The organism is Streptosporangium sp. NPDC006013, assembly GCF_040614275.1.
GTDB lineage: Bacteria > Actinomycetota > Actinomycetes > Streptosporangiales > Streptosporangiaceae > Streptosporangium.
In genome coordinates this window covers 1-10,356 of record NZ_JBEXUE010000367.1, presented here as the reverse complement: position 1 = coordinate 10,356, position 10,356 = coordinate 1, and the positions used below count along the sequence as shown (strand labels likewise).

At 70.0% G+C, this 10,356-nt stretch carries 10 protein-coding genes and 1 pseudogene; 2 read left to right on the top strand and 9 right to left on the bottom strand.

Annotated features, from left to right (window positions below):
- The 9 genes and pseudogenes from ABZ260_RS37755 to ABZ260_RS37715 form a co-directional block, all read right to left on the bottom strand.
- Positions 1-977: pseudogene (locus ABZ260_RS37755) on the bottom strand ([protein-PII] uridylyltransferase); the annotation flags it as partial.
- 3 nt (positions 978-980) lie between these two features.
- Positions 981-1,319, bottom strand: coding sequence for a P-II family nitrogen regulator (locus ABZ260_RS37750; RefSeq protein WP_030906290.1), 339 nt, complete (start codon positions 1,317-1,319; stop codon positions 981-983).
- Entirely contained in the window at positions 1,316-2,635 is a 1,320-nt protein-coding gene (locus tag ABZ260_RS37745; RefSeq protein WP_355627090.1) for an ammonium transporter, read from the bottom strand. Before ABZ260_RS37745 ends, ABZ260_RS37750 begins: the two co-directional genes overlap by 4 nt.
- A 786-nt stretch (positions 2,636-3,421) precedes the next feature.
- On the bottom strand, positions 3,422-4,360 hold the full coding sequence (locus ABZ260_RS37740; protein ID WP_355627089.1) for a sigma-70 family RNA polymerase sigma factor: 939 nt from the start codon (positions 4,358-4,360) through the stop codon (positions 3,422-3,424).
- Between the two features lie 210 nt (positions 4,361-4,570).
- Positions 4,571-5,743, bottom strand: coding sequence for an imidazolonepropionase (gene hutI / locus ABZ260_RS37735; RefSeq protein ID WP_350924891.1), 1,173 nt, complete (start codon positions 5,741-5,743; stop codon positions 4,571-4,573).
- Positions 5,740-7,101, bottom strand: a complete 1,362-nt coding sequence (locus ABZ260_RS37730; RefSeq protein ID WP_355627088.1) for a formimidoylglutamate deiminase — start codon at positions 7,099-7,101, stop codon at positions 5,740-5,742. The genes hutI and ABZ260_RS37730 overlap by 4 nt, the downstream gene beginning before the upstream one ends.
- The gene (locus ABZ260_RS37725; protein ID WP_355627091.1) at positions 7,089-8,252 is read right to left on the bottom strand and encodes an allantoate amidohydrolase; all 1,164 of its coding nucleotides are present in this window, start codon (positions 8,250-8,252) and stop codon (positions 7,089-7,091) included. Before ABZ260_RS37725 ends, ABZ260_RS37730 begins: the two co-directional genes overlap by 13 nt.
- A gap of 133 nt (positions 8,253-8,385) precedes the next feature.
- Positions 8,386-9,072: an SDR family oxidoreductase gene (locus ABZ260_RS37720; RefSeq protein ID WP_355627086.1), complete on the bottom strand. Its 687-nt coding sequence runs from the start codon at positions 9,070-9,072 to the stop codon at positions 8,386-8,388.
- A gap of 10 nt (positions 9,073-9,082) precedes the next feature.
- Positions 9,083-9,412: a hypothetical protein gene (locus ABZ260_RS37715; protein WP_350924885.1), complete on the bottom strand. Its 330-nt coding sequence runs from the start codon at positions 9,410-9,412 to the stop codon at positions 9,083-9,085.
- A gap of 38 nt (positions 9,413-9,450) precedes the next feature.
- On the opposite strand from ABZ260_RS37715, the gene ABZ260_RS37710 reads away from it, so the two are divergent.
- Positions 9,451-9,981: a PadR family transcriptional regulator gene (locus ABZ260_RS37710; RefSeq protein WP_355627083.1), complete on the top strand. Its 531-nt coding sequence runs from the start codon at positions 9,451-9,453 to the stop codon at positions 9,979-9,981.
- 89 nt (positions 9,982-10,070) lie between these two features.
- The coding region (locus ABZ260_RS37705) for an ATP-binding cassette domain-containing protein (RefSeq protein WP_355627081.1) at positions 10,071-10,356 on the top strand (286 nt) is incomplete at its 3' end.

Here is a 10,356-nt window from a genome sequence, read left to right as displayed (position 1 = left end):
GCGGCGGCGGCGCGCAGCACGAGGGTCGGGTCCTTGCGGGGGTTGACCCCGCGGGCCAGCACGACCTCTCCGCCGTGCTCGACGACGCCGTCGGCGAGCGGGCGGCGGCCACGGGGGGTGGGACCGGTCAGCAGCCGGTCGACGGTCCGCCAGGTGGCGTCGAAGGCGTGCCCGATGGTCCTGGCGGCCTCGGCGAGCCTGCGCATCAGCGCCTCGGCGTCGAGCAGGCCGAGAATCCCGGCGACCGCGTCCTGCTCCTGGAGCACCAGCCGGTCGGCACCTCGGGCGGTCACCAGGTGCAGGCCGTGCCGGATGTCGAGCAGCAGCTCGTAGGCCTCGCGGACTCGCGGGCCGGGAGCCGAGGCGACCCAGGCCGCCGCCACGGCCTGCATCGCCTGCACGTCACGGATGCCGCCGCGGGAGTCCTTGATATCGGGTTCGAGCAGGAACGCCAGCTCCCCACTCGCCTCCGCCCGCTTGTCCGCGGCATCGCGCAGCTCGCCCAGGCGGCGCCGGGAGTCGGCCCGCCACTCGGCGAGCACGACCTCGCGTGCCGACCGCGTCAGCTCCTGGTCTCCCGCCACGTGCCGGGCCTGGATCAGCCCGAGGACCGCCTTGAGGTCCTCCCTGGCCACCCTCGCCGCCTCGTCCACGGTCCGCACCGAATGGTCGAGGCCGATCCCGGAGTCCCAGATCGGATACCAGATGCGGTCGGCGATACGCGCCACATCATCTCGTCCGTCGTGGAGCAGGACCAGGTCAAGGTCACTGCCCGGCGCGAGCTCCGAGCGGCCCAGACTCCCAACCGCGACGAGCGCGACTCCGCTGAGGGCGCCGCGCTCGTCGTTTCTCGTCATTCCCCCGTTGTGCCCGTACGGCGTGCCGCAGGCGGTCCTGACCAGGTCCGTCAGCCAGCGGTCGATGTCCGCGGCCCGTTCCTTACGGGCCGCGGCGTACGAGCGAGTGTCGCCTCTCACCGGTTAGAGCGCCTCAGGTCCGCGTTCCCCGGTGCGGACGCGGATCACCGTGTCCACAGGAACGGACCAGACCTTGCCGTCGCCGATCTTGCCGGTCTGCGCGGCCTTGACGATGACGTCGATGACGTCCTCGGCGTCGTCCTCCTCGGTGAGCACTTCGAGGCGGACCTTGGGCACCAGGTCGACCTGGTACTCGGCACCCCGGTAGACCTCGGTGTGGCCGCGCTGGCGGCCGTAGCCGCTGGCCTCGCTGACCGTCATGCCCTTGACCCCGAACTGCTCCAGGGCCGCCTTCACATCGTCCAGTTTGAACGGTTTGATGATCGCGGTGATGAGTCTCATGCGTCCACCTTCTTAGACGCCGGGGCGGAAACCGGACCGTTGACGGCCGCGACACCCGAGGAGTGGATGGTGCCGAGGTCGTAACCGGTCTCGGCGTGGGTGGTGATGTCGACGCCGGCGATCTCCTGCTCCTGGGTGATGCGGAAGCCCATCGTCTTGTCGATGATCTTCGCGATGATCCAGGAGACGATGAAGGAGTAGGCGCCGACCGCGACGGGACCGAGCACCTGCACGCCGAGCTGGGAGATCGGACCGCCGTAGAAGAGGCCCTTCTCCTGACCGTCGGCGAACGGGTAGGCGGCGACGAAGCCCAGCGCCACCGCGCCCACGACACCGCCGACCATGTGAACGCCGACCACGTCGAGGGAGTCGTCGTAGCCGAGCTTGTACTTCAGGCCGACCGCGTAGGCACAGGCGACACCGGCGATCGCGCCGATCACGAACGCCGCCCAGGGGTCGACGAAACCACAGGCCGGGGTGATGGCGACCAGGCCGGAGACCGCACCGGAGGCGACACCGAGGGTGGTGGAGTGGCCGTCGCGGAGCTTCTCGACGAGGATCCAGGCGCCGGCCGCGACCGCGGTGGCGATCTGGGTGTTCATGAACGCCAGGCCGGTCGTGCCGTCGACGGCGAGCTCGGAGCCCGCGTTGAAGCCGAACCAGCCGAACCAGAGCAGGCCCGCGCCGAGGAGGACGAGCGTGAGGTTGTGCGGCCGCATCGGGTCCTTGCGCCAGCCGACACGCTTGCCGATCACGAGCGCGACCGCCAGGGCCGCGGCACCGGCGTTGATGTGGACGACGGTGCCTCCGGCGAAGTCCTCGATGCCGAGGGTGCTCAGCCAGCCGCCGCCCCACACCCAGTGGGCCACGGGGAAGTAGACGACGGTCGCCCAGACGAGGGCGAAGACCACCCAGGCGCCGAACTTGACCCGGTCGGCGAGCGCGCCACTGATCAGCGCGACCGTAATGATGGCGAAAGTCATCTGGAACGTCGAGAAGACCAGACTCGGCATACCGGTGCCGTCATCCTTGGTCGCCGTCTCGACCAGGCCGCTCAACCCGATGTTGTCGAGCCCACCAATGATCTTGTTGAGGAATCCAGAGCCGTCCCCGACGGCGTCGAAGGCCAGCGAGTGACCGTAGAGAACCCAGGCGATCGTTACCACGATGATGCTGACCCACGACATCATCATCATGTTGAGAACGCTCTTCGCCCTGGTCATGCCCCCGTAGAAGAAAGCGAGACCTGGCGTCATGAGCAGAACGAGTGCGGTGCTCGCGAGCATCCAGGCTGTGGAGCCGCTATCGATCTCCATGCGAAGCGACCCTCCTTCCAATTGGCGTTTTGCCGGTTTCACATGCAGTGGACGCTTCCAGGGCTCCGTCGACCGGCCGCGCACTGACGTTGCGCCACAGCGTGTTCTTCCGCCGTTTCAAGGCGCGACCCTGCGTGTTTCACATCTGTGAATCTCGGCCACACGATGTTTCCATCGGGTTTCGGACCGAGCATGCCTCGACTTATCAATGACCCAAAAGATGCCCAGGTGGGCAACCACCCGGGCCTTCGGAGGGCCGCCGATGACCACGCGCATGACCGCCGCCACGCCCGCCATGTCCCCTCATCCGAACGAATACGTTGAGCCGTACTCCCTGCCCGGCGAAGGAACGAACTGATCGCTCCCACCACGATCCCCGCCACCGTTCACGCTGCGCTCCTTCCCGCAGTGGCGCTTCAGCGACGGCGCCTCACCCGAACGGCCCCGCGGAGATCGCTTCAGCCACGCACAGAACACCGGACGGCCGGAAAGAAACCCACTACGGCCCGCACGCCGTACGGCGAGACGGCGTGCAGCGGAGGTGGGCGGGCGTTCCGGGCGGCTTGAAAAGGCCCGCAACCACAGCGCCCGAGCAGGCCGGAGGCCTGAACCACGGGACGGCAACTGAGACGGCCGCCCGGAACGCCCGTCCACCGCAGCGGACACAGAACCAAAGCACCGCAGCGGACACAAAACCAGAGCACCCGCAACGGGCACAGAACCAGAGCACACCCAGAAAAACGATCCGGCACGCCCCACAAGGGAGCGTGCCGGATCGCAGACGGCTCAGGCCGCCGTGGCCATCTTCCGCAGCCGGGCCAAGGCGTCGCGCTCGATGCGGCGGGCGCGGTCCCTGCCGATGCCGTAGCGCTCGCCGACCTCGGTCAGCGTGTGCTCGCGGCCGTCCATCAGGCCGTAGCGCCAGCGGAGCATCTCACGGGTCTGCCCCTCCAGTCCCGTCAGCCACTCCTCCAGACGCTCGCGCTCAAGGACGTCCATCGCCTGCTGCTCGGGATCGGCCCACGTGTCGTCGGCGATCATGTCGCCGAGTTCGGTCTCATCCTCGTCGCCCACGCCCAGTTGCAGGGAGACGGGGTCGGAGGCCCAGCGGCGGAGCTCGCGGACCCGCTCGATGGGCAGTTCGAGCACCGCCGCCAGGTCGGCGTCGGTCGGCTCGGCGTCGAACTCGGCCAGCATGTCCCGGCGGACCCGCATCAGCCTGGTCATCTGCTCACCCGCGTGGGTGGGCAGGCGGACCGGCCGGGCCTGCTCGTGGATGGCGCGCCCCACGGACTGCCGGATCCACCAGGTGGCATAAGTCGAGAACTTGTAACCGCGCCGGTAGTCGAACTTCTCAACCGCGCGAACCAACCCCAGGTTCCCCTCCTGAACCAGATCGATCAGCGGCATTCCCCGCCCTGAATATTTGCGCGCAACGGCCACCACAAGACGTAGATTGGCCTGGATGAATTCATCCTTGGCCCTTCGTCCGGAAATGGCCAAACGCTCAAGCTCCTCATCGGCGGCGTCCGCGATCCGCGGCTCCGTCAACCCGCCGTCCAGCAACTGCTCAGCGAAGAGACCCGCCTCGATCCGCTTGGCGAGTTCCACCTCTTCCTCCGCGGTGAGCAGGGGCACCCTGCCAATCTCTGCCAGGTAGGTTCCGAGCAGGTCCCTGTCAGAGACATGCTGATCCTGCGTCCGATTCCCCGTCGGCCTTGCCATTCGATGGCACCTCGCTCCGGCTGCTTATGACGTGTCCACCCGCTCGCTCAACGCCCCATGCGCGCGGACACGTCGCTTGACTTTTCAACGGCTGGATCAGGGCAAAGATTCCCTCAAGAAGTACGCCTGGAGAATGGTTCTGAACTCCTCCTCAGGGAGGATGCCTCCCGACGCCGCGACAAGGCCCACGGCTGCCCCCGGCAAAGAGGGCTAAACCAGACGGCGTCCCTCCTTCCACACCTGTGTCACCAGCGGCACCCCCGGCCGGTAGGCGAGATGGACGTACGTCGGGGCGTCCAGGATCACCAGATTCCCCCTGGTTCCCACGCGCAGCGTGCCGACGTCCCCGCGGCGCAACGCCCTGGCCCCGCCGTAGGTGGCCGCCCTGATCGCCTCCAGCGGCGTCATCCGCATCTCGCGGACCGCCAACGCCACGCAGAAGGGCATCGAGGAGGTGAAGGAGGAGCCCGGGTTGCAGTCGGTGGCCAGCGCGACCGTCACCCCGGCGTCCAGCAGGCGGCGGGCGTCCGGGTAGGGCGAGCGGGTGGAGAACTCCGCGCCGGGCAGCAGGGTGGCCACCACTCCCGCCGACGACAGCGCCGAGACGTCGTCGTCACTCAGATGGGTGCAGTGGTCGGCGGAGGCCGCACCCACCTCGGCGGCGATCCGCGCCCCGGGGCCCGCGCCCAGCTGGTTGGCGTGGATCCTCGGCAGCAGTCCCGCCTTCATCCCGGCGAGGAGGATCTCCCTGCTCTGGTCGGCGTCGAAGGCGCCGCGCTCGCAGAACACGTCGACCCACCGGGCGTGCGGCGCGCAGGCCTCCAGCATCTCCCCGGTGACCGTGCGGACGTACTCGTCGGCCGAGGAGGCGTCGGGGGGCACCACGTGCGCGCCCAGGTAGGTGGTCTCCTCGGTGAACCCCCGCGCGATCTCCAGGGACCTGCGCTCGTCCTCGACCGTGAGGCCGTAACCACTCTTGATCTCCACCGTGGTCGTCCCCTGGGCGAGCATCTCCGAGACCAGGGCGGCGGTGAGCGTCACGAGTTCGGCGTCGGAGGCGGCGCGGGTGGCCGACACCGTGGTGCGGATGCCACCGGCCGTGTAGGGCAGGCCCGCCATGCGGGCGGCGAACTCGGCCGTGCGGTCGCCCGCGAAGACGAGGTGGGCGTGGCTGTCGACGAACCCAGGGATCACGCAGCGCCCGTCCACGTCCACCCGCTCGTCGGCGCAGGGAGCCGCACCGGCGGGCCCCGCCCACACCACCTCGCCGTCCTGCACCACCAGTGCCGCGTCCTCGATCTCCTCCCGCGCCGGATCGCCCGTGTAGAGCAGTCCGATGCGATCGAAGAGGGTGCTCCTCACCTGCCGGTCCTCGCTCGTCATACCGACCTCCCCGCTCGTGCCTCAATGATCGCCTGGGTGAGCATGCCGCCCACGTCACCGAGTACGTGCCTGCCCTCGGTGACCACGCGGCGGCCCCCCGACACCACGGAGTGCACGTCGGCGGCCGTGGCGGCGAACACGACGGTTTCGGCCAGGTGCGCCGGGGAGGCGCCCGCCGTACGGACCGAGTCCAGGCGCACCGACACCAGGTCGGCCCACGCGCCGGGGACGAGCATGCCCGCGCAGGCGAAGCCGAGCGAGTCGTGTCCCGCCGCCGTGGCGGTGTGCAGGAGCTCGGCGGCCGACCAGTGACCGCGCCGCTCGGTGGCCAGCCGCTCGTCCAGTTCGACCGCGCGGGCCTCCTCGAACAGGTCGACGACCGCGTGACTGTCCGAGCCGAGCGTGATGGGCGACCCCGCGTCGAACAGCGCCCTGGCCGGCCCGATGCCGTCGGCGAGGTCGCGCTCGGTCGTGGGGCACATGCACACGCGCGTGCCGGAGCCGCCGAGCAGCGCGACGTCCACGTCCGACAGGTGTGTGGCGTGCACGGCGGTCGAGCGGGGGCCGAGCGCGCCGTGCGCCTCCAGCAGCTGGACCGGGCTCGCGGAGTACGCCTCCACGCAGGCGGCGTTCTCCGCCCGTTGCTCGGAGACATGGGCGTGGAGCGGGACCGCGTGGTGGCGGGAGAACTCGGCGACCACGGGGATCTGCTCGGGCCTGACCGCACGGACCGAGTGCACGGCCACACCGACCTCCACGTCCGGATCGCCCCGGTAGTGGGTCGTGAGCGCCTCCGCCCGTGCCGCCCACCCGTCGGCGTCGCCGTCACCGAACCGCAGCTGGACACCGCTCAGCGGGGTGCCGACGCCACCGGTCAGGTAACAGGCGTCCAGCAGCGCGATGCGCAGCCCCGCCTCGCGCGCCGCCTGGACGAGCACGTGGCCCATGGTGTTCGGGTCGTCGTAGCGCCTGCCGCCCGGACCGTGGTGCAGGTAGTGGAACTCCCCGACACAGGTGATGCCGGCCAGCGCCATCTCGGCGAACGCGGCCCTGGCGAGTCTGAGATAGGAGTCGGGGTCGAGGGTCTCCGCCACCTCGTACATCTGCTCGCGCCAGGTCCAGAAACTGCCCTTCTCCCGTTGCGTCACCCCGCGCAGGGCGCGGTGGAAGGCGTGGGAGTGCGCGTTGGCCAAGCCGGGGATGGTCAGCCCGGCCAGCCGGACGGCTCCGCCGGGCGGGGTCGCCACACCGGTGACGATCTCGGAGATCACCGTGTCGTGGACCCTGACGAGCACTCCCGCGACGGCCTCGCCCGGTGGCAGCCAGGCCAGCTCGCACCAGTAGTTCAGCTCGCGCACAGGTCCTCCAAGGCCGCGGCGAGGACGGTGACCCCCGCGTGGCAGTCGGCCGTCTCCGCGTGTTCGTCCGGAGAGTGAGAGACGCCCGTCGGATTGCGGACGAACACCATCGCGCTGGGCACGCCCGCGGACGCGAGAATGCCCGCGTCGTGTCCGGCCCCGGTCGGCAGGACGGGTGCGCCCCCGGCGGCGGCGGCGACCCGCTCACGCAGGACCGCGTCGAAGTCGACGACCGGGGTCCACGACTCGACGGTGACCTCGGCACCGGAGAACTCGGTCAGCTCGGCGACCAGCGCCCTGACCGCGTCCTCGTCCCCGCCCCTGGCATCCAGCCAGGCGCTGACCAGTCCGGGGATGGCGTTGGCGTTGTTGGGCGACACGCGCGTCCTGCCGAAGGTGGCGACCACGCCGCCGCGCTCGGCGGCCTGGCGGGCGTGGAGCACGGTACGGGCGAAGGGCAGCATCGGGTCGTCGCGGTCGGCCAGCCTGGTGGTGCCGGCGTGGTTGGCCTGGCCGTGGAAGTCGAACCGCCAGCGGCCGTGCGGCCAGATGGCCGAGGCGACGCCGACCGGCGCGTCCCGGTGGACCAGGTCCTTGCCCTGCTCGACATGGAGCTCGACGAAGACCCCGACATGCCGCAGGGTCTCCTCGTCCCGGCCCAGGGCGCCCGGGTCGCGTCCGGCTCCGCGCAGTACCTCGGCCAGCGAGTCGCCCTCGTCGTCGGTCAGGGCGCGCGCCCTGTCCGGGTCCAGGATTCCGGTCAGCAGGCGGGAGCCGACGCACGGGACGCCGAACCTGGCGCCCTCCTCGTCGCTGAAGCAGGCGATCCCCAGGGGGCGCGCGGGCCGGAAGTCCCTGGCCCGCAGCAGGTCGAGGGCGGCGAAGGCCGACACTACTCCCAGGGGGCCGTCGAAGGCGCCGCCCTGCCGTACCGAGTCGAGGTGGCTGCCGGTGACCACGCCCGGCCGCACCGACGGGTCACCCCACCAGGCCCACAGATTGCCGTTGCGGTCCTCCCTCAGGTCGAGGCCGCGCCTGGCCGCCTCCTGTCCGAACCAGCGCCGAAGCTCCAGATCCGCCGGCGACCACGCGTCTCGCAGGTAGCCCCGGGTCCGGCCATCACGTCCGAGGTGCTCGATGGCACCCCACATCTCGTCGAACACCCTCCCATTATGTGAATGATCCCATTCATTGGCGAGTCCGCCGCACCTTCACCCGATTCCCTGTCCCACGGAGCCGCTCCGCCTCGCCGGGCGAGAAGCCGTACGGCCCACGGCCGCGCCCTCAGTTCAGGGGGCCTGCGGCGGGACGAACAGTGATCTCGGTGACGTGGGCGTCGGGTGACGCGGTCAGGGCCGCCTGCACCACCCTGGCCACCGAGTCCGCGTTCAGGTACCTCTCCGGCTGGTAGGGACCGCCCTCCCGGACCCGTACCTCACGCTGCATGTCGGTGTCGACCCGTCCGGGGTAGATCGTCGTCACTCGAAACTCCGGCTCCTCCAGGCGGAGCGCGTCGGCGAAGGCGCGCAGCGCGAACTTGCTCGCCGAGTAGGAGCCCCAACCAGCGCCGGCCCGCTGTCCGGAGCCGGAGTTGATCAGCACCACGTGACCGCGCCCCGCGCGCAGGGCGGGCAGCAGCAGCCGGGTCAGCTCGACCACCGCGATCACGTTGACCTCCATGGTGTGCCGCCACACCTCGGCCGGGGTCTCCTCCACCCGCCCCAGGTGCAGCACGCCCGCGCTGTGCACCAGCACGTCGAGCCGGTCGATGGCGGCGACGTCGGCCTCCGTGACGGTGGTGAGCTCCACCGGCCAGGGCCGCGCGCCGGGCAGGGCGGAGGCCATCTCGGCCAGCGCCTCGGGGTCGCGGCCGCCGAGCAGCAGGTCATGGGTGGGGGCCAGGGCGCGGGCGATCGCGGCACCGACCCCTCGCGAGGCACCGGTGACCAGTGCGGTCGGACGTACAGGCATGTCGATCACCTTACTCGGGCTGGAAGACCTCCGGCCGGGGGCGCTCCAGCGTCACGGCGACGGTGTTCTCGCGCGGGTAGCGGAAGTCGTTCGGGCGGACCGTGACCGCGTCGGCCGCGGCCTCCACGATCACGCAGCGGTACCACTCACCGTCCTCCAGGAACCGCCAGGGCCTCATCAGCACCTCCAGCCCGGACCGGTGCACCTCCTCCAGCGCCTCCTCCTCCGAGCGCGACGCCCCGAGCGGGTAGCCGAACACGGTCAGTGGCTCCCAGTCCTCGCCATCGGAGCGGATGAAACCCATGAGGGCGCCGTCGTCGTCACGCCTGATCTCTCGCATGTTTGACAGCATATACAAATTTTAATAAAAATTTGTATATGTCCTCCACTCGTGTTCTACTGCTCGGCGTGTTGCTCGACAATCCATTGCACGGCTATGAGGTACGGCGTCGCCTCGAACTGTGGGGCGCCGACAACTGGGCCAACGTGGCCTACGGCTCGATCTACCACGGCCTGGCCAAGATGGCGGAGGAGGGGCTGCTGGAGATCATCGAGCAGGGCAGGGGAGGCAAGACGGTCTACGGCATCACCGAGGCCGGACGGGCCGACTTCCAGCAACAACTGATGAACAGCTGGTGGTTCGTGAAGCCGATCGTCGACCCCTTCCAGGTCGCGCTCACCTTCATGGACCGGCTCTCCCCGGCCGATCTGGTCACTGCCATGGAGGCGAGGGCCGAGCAGCTGCGGGCGTCCATCTCAATGATGCGGCGGGCCCTGGGCGGCAAGCAGGGCTACGGAGCCCCCCGGCACATCGACGAGTGCCTCCGGCTCAACATCCACCAGTTCCAGGCGCAGCTCGACTGGATCGAAGAGTCGGTCGCGAAGGTCAAGGACGGCGACCTGCCCTGATCCGCCCCCTCGCGCCGAACCCTCTCACGGAGGGACCCGCTCTCCGCAAACCCCGTTGAGCCTTCCCGGCACCCCCGAAACGGAGAAAAATGATCATCGAAGCGCACGATCTGCGCAAGACCTTCACCGCCCGGCGAGGGCGCGGCAGGACCGAGCAGGTCGAGGCGGTGAGAGGGGTCGATCTGTCCGTCGCCGAGGGCGAGATCTTCGCCGTGCTCGGCCCGAACGGCGCGGGCAAGACCACCACCGTCAGGATGCTCACCACCCTCGTCGCCCCCACCTCGGGCAGCGCCCGGGTGGCCGGCCACGACGTGACCGCCGAGGCGGCCTCGGTACGGGAGAAGATCGGCTACGTCGGCCAGGCGGGCGGCGTGA

Coding starts and splice junctions, on each gene's coding strand:
- ABZ260_RS37750 (WP_030906290.1), bottom strand. CDS start 1,319: ATGAGACTCATCACCGCGATCATCAAACCGTTCAAACTGGACGATGTG.
- ABZ260_RS37745 (WP_355627090.1), bottom strand. CDS start 2,635: ATGGAGATCGATAGCGGCTCCACAGCCTGGATGCTCGCGAGCACCGCA.
- ABZ260_RS37740 (WP_355627089.1), bottom strand. CDS start 4,360: ATGGCAAGGCCGACGGGGAATCGGACGCAGGATCAGCATGTCTCTGAC.
- hutI (WP_350924891.1), bottom strand. CDS start 5,743: ATGACGAGCGAGGACCGGCAGGTGAGGAGCACCCTCTTCGATCGCATC.
- ABZ260_RS37725 (WP_355627091.1), bottom strand. CDS start 8,252: ATGTGGGGTGCCATCGAGCACCTCGGACGTGATGGCCGGACCCGGGGC.
- ABZ260_RS37720 (WP_355627086.1), bottom strand. CDS start 9,072: ATGCCTGTACGTCCGACCGCACTGGTCACCGGTGCCTCGCGAGGGGTC.
- ABZ260_RS37715 (WP_350924885.1), bottom strand. CDS start 9,412: ATGCGAGAGATCAGGCGTGACGACGACGGCGCCCTCATGGGTTTCATC.
- ABZ260_RS37710 (WP_355627083.1), top strand. CDS start 9,451: ATGTCCTCCACTCGTGTTCTACTGCTCGGCGTGTTGCTCGACAATCCA.